A 20,648-nucleotide genomic window follows, 5' to 3' on the forward strand; every position below is an offset into this window, starting at 1 on the left:
CTCATGCTGCCATGGCTTGCCATAGATGCATAATCAAAGATCAGGCAATTCCCATGCGCTTGATGCATCGCTTTGGCAGGCGCTTCGCAGCGCGGCGGTGAAGGTATCGAGGACCGGGCGGCTGGGCATGGACTTGCGGGTGATGAGGCCGGCGCGGCGGATGACGGGGCAGCCCGGCGCATCAAGCGCGGCGACGTCTCCGGCCTCGGCGAGGCGGCCGACGACATGTTCGGGCAGGATGCCGATGAAGCCGGCGTTGGCGATGAGCGACTTGATGAGATTGAGCGAATTGGTGCGCACGACGAAGCTGGGGGTGGCGAGGCCATCGACCGAGAAATATTGATCGAGGAAATCGCGCATGTGCGGCTGATCGACGATGGCCCATTTCTGGGCGATGAGCTCGGGCTTGGTGAGGCCGGCGCGGCCTTGCAGCGGGTGATCGCGGCTGGCGAAGACATAGGCGTGGATGTCGAGCAGCGGCTCGACGGTGACGTCTTCGGGCAGCGCCATGTTGGAGAGGTTGGAGAAGATGGCATCGAGCTTGCCGTCGCGGAGCGCCTCGACCAGCTCTTCGACAAAGCCCTGGGTGATGGTGAGTGCGACATCGCCCGAGGCGGCACAGGCGGCGACCGCGCGGTCGACGATATGATCGGCGAACATGGCGGCGATGCCGATGGCGAGCTGGCCGCGCGCGCCCCCGGCGACGGCCTGGACTTCGGCGCGGGCGCGCTGGGCCTCGGTGAGCATCAGGCGGGCATAGCGGTAGAGCGCATCACCGGCGGGCGTGGGGACGACGCCGCGCGGCTGGCGCTCGAGCAGCGGCGCGCCGACCAGCTCTTCGAGATTCTTGATGCTGCGGGTGAGCGCGGGCTGGCTGATGAACACGGTTTCGGCGGCGCGGCTGAGATTGCCGCTTTCGACGACGGCGGCGAAATGGCGGAGGTGTCGGAGTTCCATCGCCTTACACTATGCGCGCCGCGTATGGCTTGCCACAAAAAATCGAATTGCCATGCATGGCGCGACAGGCCAGTATTTTGGCCATGAATGACAGCATCTCTAAACAGGCTTTGGGCATCGGCGAGGAGATCGATGGGCCGGGGCGGGTCTATTTCGAGCAGCCGGTGATCGACAATCTGCTCGAGACGATGATGGAGCTGGCCGCCGAGGTCTGGACCATCCGCGACCGCCAGGCGGTTTTGGAGAAGGTATTGGCAGACAAGGGCATTGATGCGGCGGCACTGATCGAGATGCATGTGCCGGGCGCGGACGAGCTGGCTGAACGCAAGGCGCTGCGCGAGGCATTTGTGGCGCGGCTGCTGGCTGGATTCTTGCGCCGGCCTGAGGGTGCGAAGGGAGAGTGAGTATGGTGGATCGGGGTCATCTGGGGGTGTTGCCGCGGCCGACGAAGCTGGCGGACGAATCCTATCTGGAGTTTCTCGAATCGTTCCGCGATGTGCTCTTGAGCAAGATGTTTCCGGCGATGGCCGAGGCCGGCCATGCGCGCATGGCCGAGGATGGGCTCGATGTGGCCGACCCGGACCTGCCGCTGCCGGTCATTCAGAAGAGCTTTGGCAAGTCACCGATCGTGCCGACGTGGCAGCGCTTCATGCGCTCGCAGCAGGAGATGATGTGGCGGCGGACCCGCGACAGCTTTGCCGCGCGCGCCGATGAGGAGCTGGCGTGGCTGAAGGCGGGCGAGGCCAAGGGGCCGGGCCGGCTGGTGATTGACCCTGATTTCAAGGTGCCGGACTATGCGCGGCGCGAGATCCATCTGCAGCCGGGCGGCTATACCGATGATCCGCTGGGAGGGATCGTCTATCATTATGGGACCAAGGTGTTTTATTCGGGCACCAACGACCAGGACGAGCTGCACGAGGAGTTGGCGCAGCTGGCGACGCCGCCTGTGGACGGCAAGGCCGGGCGGATCATGGACCTTGGCTGCACTGTGGGGCAGGCGACGATCAAGCTGAAGGACCGGTTTCCGGACGCCGAGATCTGGGGGCTGGATGTGGGCGAACCGGTGGTGCGCTATGCCCATGCACGCGCGGCGCACCAGGGGGTCGATGTCAATTTCGTGCAGGCGCTGGCCGAGGCAATGCCGGTTGAGGACGGCGCGTTCGACATGGTCTTTGCCTATATCCTGTTCCATGAGCTGCCGCTGGAGGTGATCCCACGGGTGCTGGCCGATGTGCACCGGGTGCTGCGGCCGGGCGGTGTGTTCTCGATCTTCGAGTTTCCGAGCGCCAGCCAGCATCTGCCGCCGGCCTATCGCTTCATGATCGACTATGACAGCCGGGACAATTGCGAGCCTTATTCGCCGGGCTTTGTGCATGCTGACTTCCGCGGGATGCTGGCCGAGGCAGGCTTTGCGGTGGCTGATGGGCCGGCGTGCAGCAACGGCTTTCTGCAGTCGATCGTCGCGACCAAATTGTGAGCGGTCTTGTCGATGTGGCGGACACGCGGCTGCATGTGGTGCGCCGCGGCGAGGGGCCGCCTCTTCTTCTGCTGGTTGGCCTTGGCGGGCGCGCCGACTTCTGGTCGGGGACGATGGCGCATTTTGAAACCAGCTATGACTGTGTGAGCTTTGACCACCGGAAGACGGGTGACAGCCTGCCGTCGGACATTCGCACCACGGTGGCGGTGCTGGCGGCTGATGCGCTGGCGCTGATGGACCGGCTGGGCATCGGGACGGCGCGGGTGGTGGGCCATTCGCTGGGGGGCGCGATTGCGCAGCATATTGCCGTGCATGCGCCGGAGCGGGTGGAAAAGCTGGTGCTTTCGGCGAGCTGGGCGGGGCCGCATCCGGCGTTTTTGAAGCTGTTTGAGCTGCGCAAGGCGGTTTTGCAGGCGGCCGGGCCTGAGGCCTATATGTTGCAGGGCAATTTGCTGGGGAACCCCGGCTGGTGGGCGATGGCCAACCACGGCGCGATGATGGCCGGCATCAAGGCGCGGCTCGAGGCCTTTGCCGGGGTGGACATCGAAATGGAGCGGATGGACGCGGTGACGAGCCACGATTTGCGCGACCGTGTGGGCGGGATTGCGGCGGAGACGCTGGTGATCTGTGCGCGCGATGACGGGATTACGCCGCTGCCGCTTTCGGAAGAGCTGGCGCGGCTGATCCCGAACGCGCGGCTGGAGGTGTTGCCGAGCGGCAATCATTTTGCGCCGGTGACGACGCCTGAGGACTGGCGGGCGCCCGTCAGCGCGTTTCTGGCATGAGTGAGGAGCCGAACTTCGGGCGGTTTTCCGCCGTCATCGGGCCGGATGAGGCGGCGAGCTGGTGGCAGCCGATGCCGTCACGCGGGTTTGTGTCGGTGGCGCTGAGCCCGGAGAATACGCCTTATGACGGCTTTTCGAGCGGGGTGCAGGTGTTGCCGCCGGGGTGTGCGGTGAGGGAGCATGGGCATCAGCGCAACCATGAGCTGATCTTCATTCACAAGGGCACCGGCGAGGTGACGATCGAGGATGACACCTATGCCATTGAGCCGGGGTCGATCGTGCTCTTTGGCCGGCATGCGCGGCATTTTCTGGTGAATACCGGGGATGAGGACATGCACATGTTCTGGGTGTTCATGCCGCCGGGGCTGGAGGACTGGTTTGCCGCCATTGGCAAGCCGCGCACCAAGGGCGAGGCGATGCCCGAGGCCTTTGCGCGGCCGGACAATGTGGCCGATGTGCAGGCGCGGCTGAGGTTTGTGCCGCCGAAGGACCGCTGATGCTGATCTTGAGCGCGGCCGATGTCGAGGCGCTGCTGCCGATGGACGTGGCCATTGCGGCGGTGCGCACGGCGATGGTGCAGGTATCGGAGGGGCAGGCGGTGTTGCCGCTCAGGCATTTCCTTGATGTGCCGGGATCGGACGGGGGCAAGCTGGTGGTGATGCCGGGCGCCATGGCCTCGCCGCATGTCTTTGGGGTGAAGACGGTGGCCAAATATAATCATCCGCCGGGCAGCCCTTTTGGCAGCCATGTGGGGACGGTGCAGCTGTTTGATGCGGCCACGGGCCTGCTGCTGGCGATCATCGAGGGGAGCAGCCTGACCTCGATCAGGACGGCGGCGGCATCCGCGCTGGCGACCGATGTGCTGGCGCGCAGCGATGCGCGGGTTTTGGCCGTGCTTGGCACGGGCGAGCAGGCGCGGCGGCATGTGGCGGCGATGCGCGCGGTCAGGGATATTGACGAGGTGCGGATCTGGGGGCGGACGCCGGACTTTGCCGCGGCGCTGGCGGCCGACGTGGGCGGGCGGGCCTGTACGCGCGTGGCCGAGGCGGTGGCGGGTGCGGACATCATCTGCACCACGACGGCGGCGAAAACGCCCATTTTGTTTGGCAAGGATGTGCCGGCGGGCGCGCATGTGAACCTTGTTGGCGCGCCGGTGCGGACGTCGGCGGAGGCGGACGGGGCGCTGGTGGCGCGGGCGGAATTCTTTGTGGATTACAAGGTGGCGGCGGCTGCTGCGGCGGGCGAGCTGCTGGATGCGATCGAGACCGGGCTGGTGGGGGCGGACCATGCGCGGGGCGAGATTGGCGAGGTCATTCTGGGGCGGGTGGCCGGGCGGTTGGGGCCTGAGGCGGTGACGGTCTACAAGTCTTTGGGGGTGACGGCGCAGGATCTGACGGCGGCGGTGGCCGTGTTGGAAGCCGCGCGGGCGGCGGGGCGCGGCACGGCGCTGGAGCTGGTTTGATGGGGCCTCTGGTCGACCGGGGGTTCGTTCGGCTGGATGAGGGATTGATGCATTACCGGGTGGCGGGAGAGGGCCTGCCACTGGTGATGCTGCATGCTTCGCCGTCCTCATCGGCGACGCTGGAGGGGCTGGGGGCGGCGCTGGCGCAGGCGAGTGGGCGGCGGGTGATCATGCCCGATACGCCGGGCAATGGGCTGTCGGTGGCGCTGCCGGGTGAGGCGCCCGAGCTGGTGGATTATGCGGCAATGATCGAGCGGTTTTGCGATGGCCTCGGGCTGGGCGCGGTTGATGTTTATGGGACGCATACGGGGGCGCATATCGGCATTGAATGGGCGCTGGCGCCCGGGAGCCGGGTGCGGCGGCTGGTGCTTGACGGGGTGGCGGTGATGAGCGCGGTCGAGCGGGACGAGTATCTGGCGCATTATGCGCCGCCGCGTGAGCCCGATGCGCATGGCACGCAATTTCCCTGGGCGTTCAACATGATCAGGGACCAGATGATCTTCTGGCCGCATTACCGGCAGGACGGGGCACATTTTCGCAGCGGCGGACGGTTTGAGCCGGCGCTGCTGCATGCGCTGACCATGGACCTTTTGATGGCGCTGCCGAGCTATCATCAGGCTTATGGGGCGGTGTTTCGCCATGATGTGCTGGCGCGGCTGGAGATGGTGATGCAGCCGATGCTGTGGCTGCGCCATGCCGAGGCGCCGCTGGAGGCAGGCGCGGAAGCGGCGCTGGCGCGGTTGCCGCGCGCGCAGGTGGCGCAGACCGACGACATGGCCGCGCGGGTGGCGGCGATTTCCAGCTTTTTGGGAGAGGGTTGATGCGGCTTTCGGGCAAGGTGGTGCTGGTGGTGGGCGCGAGCTCGGGCATGGGACGGCAGACGGCGTTGCGGGCAGGCGCCGAAGGCGCCACCGTGATTGTGGCGGCGCGGCGGAAGGGCGACTGCGAGGATGTGGCCGCGCGGATTGTGGACGGCGGCGGCACGGCCTGGGCGCTGGAGATGGACGGGACCGATGCGGCGTCGGTGGCGGCGGGCTTTGCCGAGATCGGCGCGCGCGAGGGGCGGCTGGACGGGGCGTTCAACAATCTGGGCGCGACGCAGGGGACCGGGCGGGTGCATGAGATTTCTGATGCGCAATGGGCGGCGAGCCTGGCGGTCAATCTGACGGCGCCGTTTCTGCTGATGAAGGCGGAGATTGCGATGATGATCGCAGGGGGGAATGGCGGGGTCATTGTGAATAATTCGTCGACCGCCGGGGTGCGGGGGACGGCGTCGATGGCGGATTATTCGGCGGCGAAATGGGGGCTGATCGGGCTGGGGCAATCGGCGGCGCTGGAATATGGGGCGGAGGGGATCCGGGTGAACACCATTGCGCCGGGCATCATCCGCACCGAGAAGATGCAGGAGATTGAGGGAAATATGCCGGCGCTGTTTGACACGCTGAAGGGCAAGATTCCGGGCGGGCGCTTTGGCGAGATGGAAGAGATTGCCAGCACCGTGGTATGGCTGCTGAGCGACGAGGCGCGCTATGTGAACGGGGCGACGCTGCGCGTGGATGGCGGCTATTCAGCGGGGTAGGGCGATGGACATTCAGGCGGCGGTGGCGCGGGCCGGCGAGACGGGCTTTCGCATCGAAACGCTGCAGATGGGGCCGCTTGGCGCGGGTGAGGTGCGGGTGCGGATTGCCGGGGTGGGGCTGTGCCATACCGACTTGCAGATGCGGGCGACGGGCGAGGGCTGGTATCCCTTTCCCGCCGTGTTTGGCCATGAAGGTGCGGGCGTGGTCGAGGCGGTGGGTGACGGCGTGAGCCGGGTGGCGGTGGGCGACGCGGTGGTGGCGAGTTTTCGCGCGTGCGGGGTATGCCGGCCGTGTGGGCGGGCGGAGCCGGCGGGGTGCGAGGCGATGCTGGCGCTGAATTTCAGCGGGCGGCGGGCGGACGGGACGACGGCGCTTTCCGACGGCGAGGGGCCGGTCTCGAGCCATTTCTTTGGCCAGTCGTCATTTGCCAGCCATGCCACGGTGCATGAGAGCGCGCTGGTGAAGGTGGATGATTGCCCTGACCTTGCGCTGCTGGGGCCGCTCGGCTGCGGGGTGCAGACGGGTGCGGGGGCGATCATGCATTCGCACGGGGCGCGGGCGGGCGACGGGCTGTTGGTGATGGGTGGCGGCTCGGTGGGGCTGAGCGCGGTGATGGCGGGGGCGATCGTTGGCTGTGCGCCGATCATCGTGCTGGAGCCGCACGCGGCGCGGCGCGCGCTGGCGCTGGAGCTGGGGGCGAGCCATGTGCTGGACCCGGCAGCGACGCCGGACCTGGCGGCGGCGGTGCGGGCCATCGTGCCGCGCGGGGTCGATCATGTGTTTGACACGACTGGGCGCACGGCGCTGCTGGTGGCGGCCATGGGCTGTCTGGCGCGGCGCGGCACGCTGGGGCTGGTGGCGGGATCAGCAGCCGAAGGGGCGCTGCCGCTCGACTGCATGGGACTTGTGGGCCAGGGGCAGCGGGTGATCGGGATCATCGAGGGGGACAGCGACCCGCAGATTTTCATTCCCGAACTGCTGGCGCATTACCGGGCCGGGCGGCTGCCGTTTGACCGGATGATCCGGACCTATCCGCTTGTCGAGATCAACACCGCCATTGCCGACCATCACGCGGGCGTGGTCGTTAAGGCGGTGCTCATTCCGGGTCAGTAGTTGAACTTGAGGCTGGCCATCCAGGTGCGCGGGCGCAGCGGGGTGAGGGCGGGCTGGAACGGCGGGCCGACGATGCCGCTGACATAGGTGACTTCGTCGGTGAGGTTCTGGCCCGAGAGGTTGAGCTCCCATTTGTTGTCCGGCGTGGCCAAGGCGACGAAGGCGTCGATGCGGGTCCAGCCCGGAAGCTCGAGCGCGTTGGTGACGACCGGATTGTAGGGGCCGGTGTAATTCATGTTGCCGCCGATGCGCAGCAGCAGCGCGTCACCGAGCGGCTGTTCGAAGGAGCCGCCCAAGCGGGCCTGCCATTCGGAGACGAGGGGGATATCCTGTGCGCCCGAGGTGGCGGCGTCGGCTTCGGGGATGAGGTTGGTGTATTTGCCATTGTTGTAGGCGACCGAGCCGAACAGGTTGAGGCCCTGGACGGGGCGGGCGTTGACTTCGAGCTCGACGCCCCAGACGCGGGCATCACCGACGTTGATCTGCGGGAAATCGGTGCCGCGCTGGGCGGTCTGTTGCAGGTCGGAGATGTCGTTGATGAAGACGGCGAGGTTGGTGGTCAGCTTGCGGTCGAAGGTTTCCGCCTTGAGGCCGGCTTCATAGGCCCAGACGGTCTGCGGGCGGTAGGTGGCGGTGAGCACGGCGGGCGCGCGCGACAGGCCGTTGAAGCCGCCGGCCTTGAAGCCCTTGGAGACCGAGAGATAGCTCAGCACGTCTTCGCTGAACTTGTGTTCGAAGCCGATCTTGGGGGTGAAAGCGTTGAAGGTCGCGTCGATGTTGGCGGTGAGGTTGGTGGGCGGATCGATGCGTGCGTCGAAGCTCTTCTTGTCGGAGGTGTAGCGGCCGCCGAGCGTGATCGAGGTGGCGTCGGTGAAGGCGTAATTGGCCTGGACGAAGGCGGCGTAGCTTTCGGTCCTGGTGTCCTGCGTGAACAGCGGCAGGCGGAAGCCGAAGAAGGCGTCTTCGAAATTCTGCGTGCCTTCCTCGTTGAAATAATAGAGGCCGGCGACCCAGTTGAGCTTGCCGCCCAATGAGGCGCCGGTGGCCTGAAGCTCCTGGCTCCATTGGCGCGCGCTGGAGGCCGAGCCGCGATCGAAGGTGGAGATGAAGACGCCCGGCGCGACTTCCTGGCCTGCGGCGAGATCCCAGCGGAAGAAGTCGGTGGTGTCGACATAGCCGGTGATCGAGCGCAGCGTCACCTCGCCGACATCGACGGCGATGTCGAGGGTGGCGGTGAAGACTTCGGTTTCCCCGCGCGACGGCGTGGGCGAGGAGGTGACATAGGGGTTGCCGGGGACGACCGGCTGGGCGTTTTCGCCAAAGGCGCGGGTTTCGTAATTGATACGGGCGCTGTCGGGGACGAACTGGACGTTGACGGGGATATAGCCGTCATTTTCGTCGCGCGAGTAGGACAGCGCGCCAATGACGCGGACGGGGCCATTGTCATAGGCGAGCTTGCCGCGCGCGGCGATGTTCTTTTCTGCGCCCACATCCTGACCGGTGGCGCGGTTGAAGATCCAGCCTTCGGCCTGATCGCGGTAGAAGAGCGAAACCGAGGCGCCGAGATCGCCGGCGACGATGCCGCCCATGGAGATGTCGCCGCGAATTTCATCGAAGCTGCCATAGCCGACCGAGCCGGTGAGCCAGCTGTCATTGGCGCCCGGCGTGCGGGTGATGACCTTGAGCGCGCCGGAGAAGGTGTTGCGGCCGTAGAGCGTGCCCTGGGGGCCGCGCAGCACTTCGATGCGTTCGATGTCGGCGAGCTGGAAATTGCTGCCCTGCATGCGGCCGCGGTAGACATCATCGACATAGATGCCGACGACCGGCTCGGAGACGATCAGGCCCGAGGTTTGCTCGGCACCGCCGCGCAGGCCGATCTGGAAGGTGGAGGGGTTGGCGGTGACGGGGATGAGGGTGAGGCCGGGGACGGCCTTGGCGATGTCCTGGGTGGAGAGGATCTGCTGGTCGGCGATGGCGGCCTGGGTGATCGCGGTGATGGCGATCGGGGTTTCCTGCAGCTTGGTGGTGGTGCGAAGTGCCGTGACGAGGATTTCTTCATAGCCGTCGACCGGCTCTTGGGCGAGGGCGGGCGACAGGGCTGTGGTGGCGGCGAGCAGGACCGTGAGCGGACGCAACATGTTGGTCTCTCCTGAGGTTTGACGTGACGATTGTGTGACAGGGTGACGCAGGCTGGGGCGTACAATGCGGATTTTGCAGTTACTGTTCGCAGCGCGGATAGCGCCGGGCGTCAGAATTCGGCGAAGAGGCGGCCGAAGCCTTCGAACTGGTCGTTGATGCCAGCACCCCGCAGGGCGTTCCAGTAAGTGGCGGTATTGATGGCGATGACGGGCTTGTTCAGCCACAGCTCGGCGGCGGCGGCGAGGCGGACCATGGAGAGGTTGGTGCCGACCTGAATGAGGGCATCGACATCGGGGCCGTCGAGATCGTGGAGACGGTCGCGGATGTAATCCTCGCGCACGTGCGCGATGGCGGTCCAGCTCGGGCAGCGGAAGCAGATGTCGCGGACCACTTCGAGGCCGTGATCCTCGAAGAAGCGGCGGACCTGTGCGTTGGCGACCGGGAAATAGGGGGAGAGGAAGGCGACGCGCTTGATGCCGCCATAGGCCTTGAAGGCGGCGATGAGGCTGAGCGAGCCGGTGGAGAGCTGCAGGCCGGCGACATCCTCGACCGACTTGCGGAAGCGCTCGGCGCCTTGGGCGCCGCCCATGAAGGTGACGGCGGACATGCCCATGGAGAGATAGTCAGGGGCGCAGGACATGACCGAGCGCACCGCATCAAGGACATTGTCGGCGATTTTCTGCGTGCCTTCGGTGAAGCTGGCGTTGGAGACCGCGGTCGCGTTTTCGACGATGATGCGGCTGTAGTGATTGGTGACGCCGGCGGGGCGCATGGCGTCGAAATCGGGCTGGACGATGGTGTTGGTGCTCGGCCCGATGACGCCGATCTTGAGGCGGGCGGCCTGCGCATCACGGGGGCCCAGCATGCGGGCGAGGTCTTCCGGGGTGGCGGCGTCTAAGTCGGGCGTTGTCATGGCCGCAAGGGTAGCGCGGGGGCGGGGGCAGGGGGCGGCGATTGTGCGACCGTCCGGCTGGCGGACATTCAATCTGGCACGATGGGGAGCCAGATGGCGCTGGGCTTGTCGGGGCTGTGGGCGATGGACTGGGTGGCGGCTTTGTAGTCGGTGGGCTTGGCGTGGAAGATGTTGGGGACGAAGCTCTGGGGGTTGCGGTCGTAGAGCGGGAAGAGCGACGACTGGATCTGCACCATGATGCGGTGGCCGGGCTGGAAGACGTGGTTCACGTGTGGCAGGCCGAACTTGTAGTTTTCGTGCTTGCCGGGCGTGAGGGGGGCGGGGGTTTCGAAGCTGTGCACGAAGCGGCCGCGGAAGATCTCGATGCCGATGGGCAGGTGCATGCCGGCGTTGGCGGCATTCTCGCCGGCCTCGGCGGGGTAGACGTCGATGAGCTTGACCACCCAGTCGGAATTGGTGCCGCTGGTGGCAGCATAAAGATCGACCATCGGCTGGCCGGCGATGTGGACGGCCTGTTCAAGAGTGTCGGTGGTGAAGCTGATGACGTCGGGCCTTGTCGAGGCGAAGCGCTGGTCGGTGACGAGCCAGGTGGTCCAGGTGGTGCGGTCGCGGCCATTGTGGGGGACGGGGACGAAGGGGACGGGGCGGGCGGGGTCTGAGGTATAGCGGGTTTCGCTGGCGCTGGCGGGCTTGGTGAAGGCGAGGCTGCCGCCCCTTTGGAGGTAGAGCGGCTTTGCCGGTGCCATGGGCCAGACCTGGCTCGTCTGCCATTCGTCCGCACCGGTGGCGTAGGTGATGACCGGCGGGGTGTTGGCCTTGGGGGCGCTGGACTTGAGGTGCTCGTCGAGGAAGGGCTTCATGACTGACACGCGGAATTCGCGCGCGGTGTCGCCTTTGAAGGTGAGCGGGCCGAGGTGGCTGCCTTCGGCATTGACCTGGCTGTGCCGCCACGGGCCGATGGTGAAGTGGAGCATGTCGTTGTTCGTGTCCTGCGGTTCGAGCGCCTTGTAGACGGCGGGCGCGCCGTAGCTGTCTTCCTGATCCCATTGGCCGACGATGAGCATGGTGGGGACGGTGAGCTTGCGCTTGGCGAGCAGCTTGTCGAGGGCCTGCTCCTGCCAGAACTGGTCGTAATTGGGGTGGGCCATCATCTTCTGGACGGTGGGCGAGGCCTCGAGGCCCCATTTTTTCACGAAGTCGGCGGTGGAGCCGGCGTCGAGGTAGAGCTGATATTGGTCGGGGTTGGTGTAGGGGACGTTGCCGCTGCCCTTTTTGGTGGTCTGGCGGAGGATGTAATCGAAGGCGAAGGTGCGAAACGCACCGTTGTGGAACCAGTCATCGCCCATCCAGCCATCGACCATCGGGCTTTGCGGGACGGCGGCCTTCAATGCGGGGTGGGGATTGATGAGCGCCATCAGCGCGGTGAAGCCGGGGTAGCTGCTGCCGATGATGCCGACGCGGCCGTTCGTCTCGGGCGTGTTCTTGATGAGCCAGTCGATGGTGTCGTGCGCGTCGGTGGCGTGATCGATGCCGGTCGGGTTGATGGGGCCGGAGAGCGGGCGGTTCATGACGTAATCGCCCTCGGATTTGTAGAGGCCGCGGACGTCCTGATAGACGCGGATATAGCCGTCTTGCACGAACTCGGCGTCCATGACGGGGAGGATTTCCTCGATCTTTTGCGAGCGCGAGCGGCTGGTGTTGCGCTCGGCGTTGTAGGGGGTGCGGGTGAGCAGGATGGGGGCGTCTTTGGTGCCCTTGCGCATGACGGTGACGGTGAAGAGCCTGGTGCCGTCGCGCATTGGCACCATGGCTTCGCGGCGGATGTAATCGGCGCTTTCCCGGACGAAATCGTAGCTCTCGATCCGGTCGGGGGTCATGGCGGTGAGGGGGGCGTCTTGCGCCATGGCGGGTGCTGCGCTGAGCAGGCTGGCGATGAGGATGGTGCGGATCATGTTGGCCCCCTTTTGCTTAGGCGCAGATGAGCAGCGGCGGCGGGTGGATGCAAGACGTTTTGCGGCTCAGCTGGCGAGCAGGCGGCGGCGGTCGGCGTCGTGCGCCATGGCGGCTTCGGCGCGGCTGCGGGCTTCGAGCGCCAGGGCGGCGGCGGGTGCTGCGAAATCGGCCGGATTGGCGGCGGCGACGGCGGCGAGAGACTTTTGCAGGCGGATCTGGACTTCGACGAGGGCGGCGCCGTCGCGGGCGATGGGGTGGAAACTGTCTTGCAGCAGGTCGGCATGGGCGAGCCAGGGGATGTGGAGGCGGGGGAAATCGGGCTCGCTGGCCTGGGGCTGCCAATGGCCGAGGATGCGGACGAGGCGGCCGAGGACATCGATGGCGGTGCCGGGGTCGTTGACGGCGGGCGAGAGCGCGCGCGAGGCGATTTCGGAGAGCACGATGAGGCCGAAGCGGGGGTCCTGATCGAAGGTGCGGGCATCGCCGATGTTGAAGGCGCTGCGCAGCGTGTTTGTGTGGCTGCCGTCATCATCGCCCAGCACATGGAGCAGCGGGGCGCCGGGATGGGCGAAGCTGCCGGGGAGATCGGCAAGGTAGAGGTTGAGGTCGTTTTCCTCGGCGCAGGCGGCGAGCGCCTTGATGTCCACATATTGGACATAGCCGACCTTGTCGGCGTGGATGGGAAGCGCGGCGGGCGGGGGCGCGCCGGGGTGGGGCGTGCCGCCGAGCGTGGGGGCCTTGGAGCGGATGATGAGGGCCTTTGTGGAGGCGCGCTCGACGCGCTGCAGCGTGTCGGCCATCCGGCCGAAGCGGGTGATGTGATCGATCCAGCGCAGGAGCGCGACGATGACCAGCGCGACGACGGCGATGGTGACGATGAACAGCACGACGCGGCCGCGGCCGCCATAGGCGCCGGCGCTGAGCGCGATGATGCCGACGAGGCTGAAGAGAAAGGCGCCGACGAAGGTGGCGAGGACATTTTGCGTGGTGCTGTCTTGCTGGAGCAGGCTGGTGGCGCGCGGGGTGGCGCTGCTGGCCGCCGCGCTGAACGCCTGCACGGCGACCGAGAGCGAGAAGGTGACCACCGCGAGCATGGAGGAGGCGAGGATGGTGAGGATGGTATCGACGGCATCGGCGCCGATGAGGCGGCCGGCGGCTTCGGGGATCAGTGGCTCGAGGAAGATGCCGGTGAGCGCTGCGAGGATGCCGAGCGCGCCGATGAGCACCGCGCGCAGCCACATCTGGCGCAGGAGCTGGCGCAGCGCCCAGGTGAAACGGCTGATCATGGGACCGGGATAGGGGGCGCGGCGGGGCTTGCCAATGGGGCTGGAGAGGGTTGCGCAGATGTCGAGTGTCGTATGCTTGTCACATACCAGATGTAGAGGGCGGTCAGGCGAGGCTAGGGGAGCCAGATGATGGCAAGTCTTCCGGTGCAGGCAGGCAGTTTTGGTGATGTTCTGGCGCGGAGCGAAGCGCCGGTGGTGAATATTCCGCCAAGTCCGCTTCGGCCCGCAGCGTTCAAGCGGCACTGGAATGACGAGGATGAACTGACGCCGCGCGGCAAGCTGAAGCTGCGCACGGTGTGGATTTCGGACACGCATCTGGGGACGGCGGGCTGCAATGCCGAACTGCTGCATGACTTTCTCTGCTCGGTGAAGCCGGACACGCTGTATCTGGTGGGCGATATCATCGACGGCTGGCGGTTGAAGCGCGGCTGGTATTGGCCGCAAGCCCATAATGACGTGGTGCGCCGGGTGCTGAAGATGGCCAACAAGGGCACGCGGGTCGTTTATATTCCGGGCAACCATGACGAGGCGCTGCGCGATTTCACGCAATTGGCCTTTGGCGGTGTGGAGGTGATGCCCGAAGCCGTGCACGAGACGGTGGATGGGCGGAAATTCCTGGTGCTGCACGGCGACGAGTTTGACGGGGTGGTGCTTTATGCCCGCTGGCTCGCCTTTCTGGGGGACATTGGCTATTCTTGGCTGCTGCGCGCCAATGTCTGGGTGAACCGGGTGCGGCGGATGTTTGGCCTGCCCTATTGGTCGATGTCGGCGCATGTGAAGAAGCGGGTGAAGAATGCGGTGTCGTTCATTTCGCGCTTCGAGGAAGCGGTGGCGCGGGCGGCCAAGGCGCGCGGTGTGGACGGGGTGGTGTGCGGGCATATCCATTCGGCGGAAATCCGCGAGTTTGACGGCGTCACCTATATGAATGACGGCGACTGGGTGGAGAGCTGCACGGCGCTGGTCGAGCATCATGACGGGCGCATCGAGATTTTGGACTGGGCGGCGCGGGCCGCGGCGCTGCATAGGCAGGCGGGCCTGAAGGTGGCTGCCTGATGCGGATTTCGCTGGTGACCGATGCCTGGGCACCGCAGGTCAATGGTGTGGTTCGGACGCTCTCGACGGTGATGGATATTGCCACTGCGCGCGGGCATCATGTGCAGGTGATCAGCCCGGAGCGGTTTCGTTCGGTGCCGATGCCGAGCTATCCCGAGATCAGGCTGGCGCTGACGACGCGGCGGGCGCTGGCCCGGGTGATTGGCGGTTTTGCGCCCGATGCGGTGCATATCGCCACCGAGGGGCCGCTGGGCTGGCTGGCGCGGAGCTGGTGTCTGGCGCGCGGCGTTCGTTTCACGACGAGCTTTCACACGCGCTTTCCCGATTATGTGGCAGCGCGGACGGGCCTGCCGGTGGGGCCGGTGTGGGCGATGCTGCGGCGCTTTCATGGGCGCGCGGCGCATGTGCTGGTGGCCACACCCCGGCTGGCAGACGAGCTGGCCGGGCACGGCATCACCCACAGCATGCCCTGGACGCGCGGCGTCGATCTGGCGGTGTTTCGCCCCGATGTGGGGCGGCATGAGGCGTTTGACGGGCTGACGGGTCCGGTGGCGCTGCATGTTGGCCGGGTGGCGGTGGAGAAGAATATCGAGGCCTTTTTGCAGGCCGATTGGGCGGGCGCCAAGGTGGTGGTGGGCGATGGGCCGGCGCGGGCCGAGCTGCAGACGCGCTATCCGGACGCGGTCTTTTTGGGTGCGCTGCACGGCGAGGCGCTGGCGCGGGCCTATGCGAGCGCGGACGTGATGGTGTTTCCCAGCCGCACCGATACCTTCGGGCTGGTGATCATCGAGGCGCTGGCGTGCGGGACGCCGGTGGCGGGCTATCCGGTGCCGGGGCCGCTCGACATATTGGGCGAGGATGCGCTGGGGCGGGTGGGCTACGGCGTGCCGGGCGCGCTTGCTGGGCGGCGGCTGGGCGGCGTGGACGAGGATCTGGGCGCAGCGATGAGGGCCGCACTTGGCGCTGACCGGGGCGACTGTGCGGCCTTTGGCGCGCGGTTCAGCTGGGACCATGCCTGCGACCAGTTTTTGAGCGCGCTGGCGGCGAACGAGATGGCGCTGGCGGCTGAATGACTTGCGCCGAATGGCTTGCACTTGGGGGGGGCGGTGCCTAGCCTCCCGGCCGTGAGGTATCGGGGGCGTTCATGTTGAAATGGGGTGTGGCGGCGCTGGCGGTGCTGGCGAGCGTGTTCGTCGGCCTGGCGAGCTGGGACGGGCTGCTTGCGGAGGGGTCGGTGGCCGACCCTTATGTGGTGCATCAGGTGCGGATCGAGCGGGACGGGTTCGGCGTGCCGCATATCTTCGGCAAGAGCGACGCGGATGTCAGCTATGGGCTGGCGATGGCGCATGCCGAGGATGATTTCGCCAATATCGAGGAGGTGGTGGCAGCCGTGCGCGGGCGGGCCGGGGCGATCACTGGCGAGGCCGGCGCGCAGCTCGATTTCGCGCGCGGGCTGCTCCAGCCCGAGGTGGATGCGGCGCGGACCTATGGGACGCTGTCGGCGGACACGCGCGCTGTGGTGGAGGGCTATGCGCGCGGGCTGAATGACTGGGTGAAGGCGCATCCGTCTGCCCCCCGGGTGCGCGGGCTGTTTCCGGTCAATGGGCAGGACATATTGACCGGCTTTCTGCTGCGCTCGCCGTTTTTCATCGGGCTGGACAAGCCGCTCGCCGCGCTGGTGAAGGGCGAGCCGGTGCCGCGCGATTCTGGCCCGGCGGACGAGCGGGGATCGAACGCCTTTGCCGTGTCGGCGGCGCGGTCGGAAGACGGGGTGACGCGGCTGATCGTCAATTCGCACCAGCCCTGGGAGGGCGGGGTGAGCTGGTGGGAAGTGGTGGTGCATTCGGATGCGGGCTGGGATTTTGCCGGCGCGCTGTTTCCCGGCAGCCCCTATCCGCTGTTGGGGCACAACCAGAATCTGGGCTGGGCGAACACGGTCAATCGGCCCGATCTTGTTGACGTGTACAAGCTGGAGGTGGACGCGGGCGGCGAGAATTACCGCTTTGACGGCGAATGGCGGCCGCTGGAGGCGCGGCGGATCTGGCTGAGGGTGAAGATGGGGCCGATCGTTTTGCCGGTGCCGCGCACGGTCTATCGCTCGGTGCATGGGCCGGTGCTGAAGAACGACCGGGGGTATTTTGCCATCCGCTATGCGGGCTTTGGCGAGGCCGGGCAGATGGAGCAATATTACCGGCTGAACAAGGCGCGGGATTTTGAGGAATGGCAGGAGGCGATGGCGCTGCAGGGGGTGGCGGGGACGAACTTTGTCTATGCTGATGCCAAGGGCCATGTGGCGATGATCTACAATGCGAAATTCCCGAAGCGGGCCGAGGGGTTTGACTGGAAGGGGGTATTGCCGGGCGACACATCCAAGGCGCTTTGGACGGAGTATGAGCCCTATGCGGCCTATCCGAAGGTGATCGACCCGGCGAGCGGCTGGGTGGGGAATGCCAACAACACGCCGTTTCTTTCAACAGCGCCCGCGGATGAGCTGGACCCGGCGGCGTTTCCCGCAGAATGGGGGATCGAGACCTATGTGACCAACCGGGCCTGGCGCTATCAGACGCTGTTTGGCGAGCTGAACGGGCCGATCAGCCGGGCGGCGCTGCTGCGGATCAAGTTTGACAAGGGCTATGACCGGCGGGGCTGGGCCGGGCGCTGGATGGCGAAGGTGATGGCGGTGGAAGATCCGGCGCTGGCTGAGGCGCAGGCACTGCTGGCGACATGGGACTGGAGCCAAGACGGCGAAGGGGCGGCGGACGCGCTGGCGGCGAACATTTTGGGCAAGGGCGCGCGGGCGGGCTATGGTGGACTGCCGCTGCCCGATGCGGCGGTGGAATTGCGCGCCGCTGTGGCGGAGCTTGAGGCGACCTTTGGCACGCTCTCGCCGCCGCTGGGCGATTATCAGCGGTTGCGGCGGGGACGCGTGGACCTGCCGGTGTTTGGCGGGCCGGATGCGCTAAGGGCGATTTACGCGCCGGTGGCAGCGGACGGGCGGCGCGTGGGCAACAATGGCGATGGGTTCATGATGGTGATCGAATGGCCGACCGGGGCTGCGGTCAGGTCTCAGAGCATTCACCAGTTTGGCGCGGCGACGGTCCGCGCGCGGTCGGTGCATTACAATGATCAGGCGGCGCTGTTTGTGGCGGAGAAATGGAAGCCGGTGGTGTTGGCGGGGGCTTCGCCGGAATGAAATAATTGTTTCTTTTCACGCATTGGGTTCGGTGTTAGCTCTATCACATGGGTGAGACTGTGCTGGAAAGACTGCGTGGGGGCTTTGGCGATTATACCGTTTCGGAGCGGATGATTGCGGGGTGGCTGATCGACAATCTGGACCGGGTGCCGTTTGAGACGGCGGCGTCGATTGGCTCGCGGCTCGGGGTTTCGGCGATGACGGTGGGGCGGTTTTTGAAGGCGCGGGGCTGGAACGGGCTGGCGGCGCTGAAGGACGAGTTGCGCGAGGACCGTGAGGCGCCATGGCTGCTGGCGCGGCCGCGCAGTGCGGATGCGCGGTTGCAGGCCGAGCTGAAGGCGATATCGGACGTGTATGCGCTGGCGGAGACGCCGGGCTGGGCGGCGGTGGTGCGGCTGCTGGCGGGCGCGCGCAAGGTGCATGTGGTGGGCTTTCAGACCGAGCGCGGGCTGGCGGCGTCATTTGCCGACCATCTGAGCCATGTGCGCGGCGGGGTGTGCGGGCATGAGATGGGGCCGTCGCAATTTCCGTCACTGCTCAATGACATGGGGCCGGAGGATGTGTTGCTGCTGGTCGATATCCGGCGCTATTCGCGGCATTTCCGGATGCTGGGCGAGCGGGCGGCGGCGGCGGGCGTGCCGCTGGTGGTGGTGACCGACCCCTATTGCCCCTGGGCGCGCGATCTGACGCCGCATATCCTGTCAGCCGAGGTGAGCCTGGGCCATTTCTGGGACATGAACACCGCGCTGGCGAGCCTGCTCAACCTGCTGGTGGAGCATGTGGTGGAGACGATCGGGCCGGAGAAGGTGCATGAGCGGCTGGCGCGCAACTCGGCCTATTATGCCGATTTCATCGGTTTTCAGCCGGGCAGCAACGGCGGCAGCTGATCAGCCTTTCAGGAACAGCGAGTCTGGCTTGAGCAGGGCGCTGGTGCTGGTGGCGGGTGCGGGCGTGCTGCCATCGGCTTCGGCGCCGCGCCAGCGGTGGATGGTGCGCGACAAGGCCTCGCGGTCGGTGCGCTCGCGGGTCCAGACGTTGCTGAAGGACGGGTCGTTGGACGAGGGCCGCTCGGAGACGGGCTGAAGATCGAGGCGGACGCGCATCGGCATGGCGACGCCTTCGCCGCAGATGATGGCTTCGCCCATGCGCAGCGCCGGCAGCGACTGGAGGAAGCCGCGGCCGCCTTCGGGCAGCGCGTTGCGGACGCAATTCTGATCGGCCTCGTTGTTGAGGCGCATGGTGATGATGGTGCCGCACTGCGAGAGCGCGCCTTCGGCGAGATCGGAGGGGCGCTGGGTGACGAGACCCAGCGAGACGCCGTATTTGCGGCCTTCCTTGGCGATGCGCTCAAGGCTGCGGCGAGCGGCGGCGCCGGTGCTGAAGCGCTCGGCCGGGACATAGCGGTGCGCTTCCTCGCAGACGATGAGTGCGGGGCGGGGGTCTTCATCGCGCGACCAGACGGCATGGTCCATGATGATGCGCGAGACCAGCGCGACGACGGTGGCGACGATGTCGGAGGGGACGCCGGAGAGATCGAACACCGAGATCGGTCGGCCATCATCTTCCAGGCGCAGCAGGCGCGCGAGGAAGGGCTTCATGCTGTCGTTGGCGAGGCTGTTGTTGAACATGAAGCTGTAGCGCGGATCGCGCAGCATCTCCTCGACGCGGGTGCGCAGGCGGAGATAGCGGCCGGTGTCGCTGCTCTTGTCGAGGCGGCCCATTTCGGCATCGAGCGCGGCCAGCACATCGGCGAAATGATAGGGGATGGGGGCATCGACAGTGTGGTCGATATAGGTTTTGGCGAGGTGGCTCTTGGCGCGGGCGGCGGTGAGGCATTTGGCGAGGATGCTGCGGTCGAGCTCACGCTCGGGGCCGTCGCTGGTGATGAAGACTTCGCAATGTTCCTCGAAATTCATCAGCCAATAGGGCAGATCGAGATTGTCGACATTGAAGATGGTGGCGCGGCGGCGGAAGGCGGGGCCATATTCGCCGTGCGGATCGATGAGGACGATATGGCCATGGGGGGCGATGTCGAGGATGCGGTTGAGGATCATCGCGGTGGCGGTGGACTTGCCCGAGCCGGTGGAGCCGAGGATGGCGAAATGGCGGGCGAGCATGGGATCGACATCGAGCGAGGCGCGGACCGAGCTGGTGGGATAGACGGTGCCGATCTCGACCGCCGCGCTGCCGCGGCTGCGGAACAGGTTGAGCAGGTCGGCCTTGCGCATGGGGGCGACGGCATCGCCGGGATTGGGATAGCGGGTGACGCCGCGCTGGAAATCGGTGAGCGTGCCCTCATGGCCGATATCGCCTTCTCCGAGGAATTCGACCTCGACACGGAAACGGTCATTGTCGGTGGCGCGGCGATCAACGAGCATCTTGGTGACGCTGGCGACGAGCCAGCGGCCGCCGGTGCTGATCTTGATCTGGCCACCGATGGTGCCGGAGATGGCCAGCGACTGATCGGGGTGGTCACGCAGCGCGGTGAGGGCGGCACGCTCGAACATGACGACGGCGCTGTTGAAACTGACGTCTTCGACGACGCCGATGGCGATCATCGGGGCATTTGCGGCGACCGGTGTGGCGCCGGGAAAGGCGGCGGCAGCCATGCTGGCCGGCGACGCCTGCAGCGACGGATCGACGAAGGGAGGGAAGCTCGAGATGTTCACGTCAACACGCCCCTTTCGTGCGCAGGTTAATACCTGTGCCTTACATGAGACGCTCTTTATAAAGCATT

At 66.4% G+C, this 20,648-nt stretch carries 18 protein-coding genes; 12 read left to right on the plus strand and 6 right to left on the minus strand.

The window, feature by feature from the left end:
* Nucleotides 1–33 precede the first annotated feature (33 nt).
* Nucleotides 34–957: a LysR family transcriptional regulator gene (locus ACMVO5_RS02110; protein WP_416908440.1), complete on the minus strand. Its 924-nt coding sequence runs from the start codon at nucleotides 955–957 to the stop codon at nucleotides 34–36.
* A gap of 11 nt (nucleotides 958–968) precedes the next feature.
* Here ACMVO5_RS02110 and ACMVO5_RS02115 point away from each other — a divergent pair, with 11 nt between their 5' ends.
* From ACMVO5_RS02115 to ACMVO5_RS02150, 8 genes are read left to right on the plus strand one after another with little or no spacing between them, the layout of a single operon-like run.
* The gene (locus ACMVO5_RS02115; protein WP_416908441.1) at nucleotides 969–1,361 is read left to right on the plus strand and encodes a hypothetical protein; all 393 of its coding nucleotides are present in this window, start codon (nucleotides 969–971) and stop codon (nucleotides 1,359–1,361) included.
* 2 nt (nucleotides 1,362–1,363) lie between these two features.
* Nucleotides 1,364–2,434, plus strand: coding sequence for a class I SAM-dependent methyltransferase (locus ACMVO5_RS02120; protein ID WP_416908442.1), 1,071 nt, complete (start codon nucleotides 1,364–1,366; stop codon nucleotides 2,432–2,434).
* On the plus strand, nucleotides 2,431–3,219 hold the full coding sequence (locus ACMVO5_RS02125) for an alpha/beta fold hydrolase (RefSeq protein ID WP_416908443.1): 789 nt from the start codon (nucleotides 2,431–2,433) through the stop codon (nucleotides 3,217–3,219). Before ACMVO5_RS02120 ends, ACMVO5_RS02125 begins: the two co-directional genes overlap by 4 nt.
* Entirely contained in the window at nucleotides 3,216–3,716 is a 501-nt protein-coding gene (locus tag ACMVO5_RS02130; RefSeq protein WP_416908444.1) for a cupin domain-containing protein, read from the plus strand. The genes ACMVO5_RS02125 and ACMVO5_RS02130 overlap by 4 nt, the downstream gene beginning before the upstream one ends.
* A complete protein-coding gene (locus ACMVO5_RS02135) occupies nucleotides 3,716–4,681 on the plus strand; it encodes an ornithine cyclodeaminase family protein (RefSeq protein WP_416908445.1) in 966 nt (321 codons plus the stop codon). Before ACMVO5_RS02130 ends, ACMVO5_RS02135 begins: the two co-directional genes overlap by 1 nt.
* Nucleotides 4,681–5,502, plus strand: a complete 822-nt coding sequence (locus tag ACMVO5_RS02140) for an alpha/beta fold hydrolase (protein WP_416908446.1) — start codon at nucleotides 4,681–4,683, stop codon at nucleotides 5,500–5,502. The genes ACMVO5_RS02135 and ACMVO5_RS02140 overlap by 1 nt, the downstream gene beginning before the upstream one ends.
* A complete protein-coding gene (locus ACMVO5_RS02145; RefSeq protein ID WP_416908447.1) occupies nucleotides 5,502–6,260 on the plus strand; it encodes an SDR family NAD(P)-dependent oxidoreductase in 759 nt (252 codons plus the stop codon). Before ACMVO5_RS02140 ends, ACMVO5_RS02145 begins: the two co-directional genes overlap by 1 nt.
* 4 nt (nucleotides 6,261–6,264) lie before the next feature.
* Nucleotides 6,265–7,374 carry an NAD(P)-dependent alcohol dehydrogenase gene (locus ACMVO5_RS02150; protein ID WP_416908448.1) on the plus strand — a complete coding sequence of 370 codons (1,110 nt, stop codon included), beginning with the start codon at nucleotides 6,265–6,267 and terminating at the stop codon, nucleotides 7,372–7,374.
* Here ACMVO5_RS02150 and ACMVO5_RS02155 read toward each other — a convergent pair.
* The 4 genes from ACMVO5_RS02155 to ACMVO5_RS02170 form a co-directional block, all read right to left on the minus strand.
* Entirely contained in the window at nucleotides 7,368–9,512 is a 2,145-nt protein-coding gene (locus ACMVO5_RS02155) for a TonB-dependent receptor (RefSeq protein WP_416908449.1), read from the minus strand. The genes ACMVO5_RS02150 and ACMVO5_RS02155 overlap by 7 nt on opposite strands.
* 110 nt (nucleotides 9,513–9,622) lie before the next feature.
* Nucleotides 9,623–10,426: an arylmalonate decarboxylase gene (locus tag ACMVO5_RS02160; protein WP_416908450.1), complete on the minus strand. Its 804-nt coding sequence runs from the start codon at nucleotides 10,424–10,426 to the stop codon at nucleotides 9,623–9,625.
* A 68-nt stretch (nucleotides 10,427–10,494) separates the two neighbouring features.
* On the minus strand, nucleotides 10,495–12,378 hold the full coding sequence (locus tag ACMVO5_RS02165) for a CocE/NonD family hydrolase (RefSeq protein ID WP_416908451.1): 1,884 nt from the start codon (nucleotides 12,376–12,378) through the stop codon (nucleotides 10,495–10,497).
* Between the two features lie 66 nt (nucleotides 12,379–12,444).
* On the minus strand, nucleotides 12,445–13,665 hold the full coding sequence (locus tag ACMVO5_RS02170) for a DUF2254 domain-containing protein (protein WP_416908452.1): 1,221 nt from the start codon (nucleotides 13,663–13,665) through the stop codon (nucleotides 12,445–12,447).
* 129 nt (nucleotides 13,666–13,794) lie between these two features.
* On the opposite strand from ACMVO5_RS02170, the gene ACMVO5_RS02175 reads away from it, so the two are divergent.
* The 4 genes from ACMVO5_RS02175 to ACMVO5_RS02190 all read left to right on the plus strand — a co-directional run bounded on the left by ACMVO5_RS02175 (nucleotide 13,795) and on the right by ACMVO5_RS02190 (nucleotide 18,798).
* The gene (locus ACMVO5_RS02175; protein ID WP_416909276.1) at nucleotides 13,795–14,718 is read left to right on the plus strand and encodes a UDP-2,3-diacylglucosamine diphosphatase; all 924 of its coding nucleotides are present in this window, start codon (nucleotides 13,795–13,797) and stop codon (nucleotides 14,716–14,718) included.
* The gene (locus ACMVO5_RS02180) at nucleotides 14,718–15,791 is read left to right on the plus strand and encodes a glycosyltransferase family 4 protein (protein ID WP_416908453.1); all 1,074 of its coding nucleotides are present in this window, start codon (nucleotides 14,718–14,720) and stop codon (nucleotides 15,789–15,791) included. The genes ACMVO5_RS02175 and ACMVO5_RS02180 overlap by 1 nt, the downstream gene beginning before the upstream one ends.
* A gap of 71 nt (nucleotides 15,792–15,862) precedes the next feature.
* Nucleotides 15,863–17,911: a penicillin acylase family protein gene (locus ACMVO5_RS02185; RefSeq protein WP_416908454.1), complete on the plus strand. Its 2,049-nt coding sequence runs from the start codon at nucleotides 15,863–15,865 to the stop codon at nucleotides 17,909–17,911.
* 47 nt (nucleotides 17,912–17,958) lie between these two features.
* Nucleotides 17,959–18,798 carry a MurR/RpiR family transcriptional regulator gene (locus tag ACMVO5_RS02190; RefSeq protein ID WP_416908455.1) on the plus strand — a complete coding sequence of 280 codons (840 nt, stop codon included), beginning with the start codon at nucleotides 17,959–17,961 and terminating at the stop codon, nucleotides 18,796–18,798.
* Here ACMVO5_RS02190 and ACMVO5_RS02195 read toward each other — a convergent pair whose 3' ends face one another.
* Complete coding sequence (locus ACMVO5_RS02195) at nucleotides 18,799–20,520, minus strand: ATP-binding protein (RefSeq protein ID WP_416909278.1); 1,722 nt, start codon at nucleotides 20,518–20,520, stop codon at nucleotides 18,799–18,801.
* Nucleotides 20,521–20,648 lie beyond the last annotated feature (128 nt).

This window comes from Polymorphobacter sp., from assembly GCF_048007885.1.
GTDB lineage: Bacteria > Pseudomonadota > Alphaproteobacteria > Sphingomonadales > Sphingomonadaceae > Sandarakinorhabdus.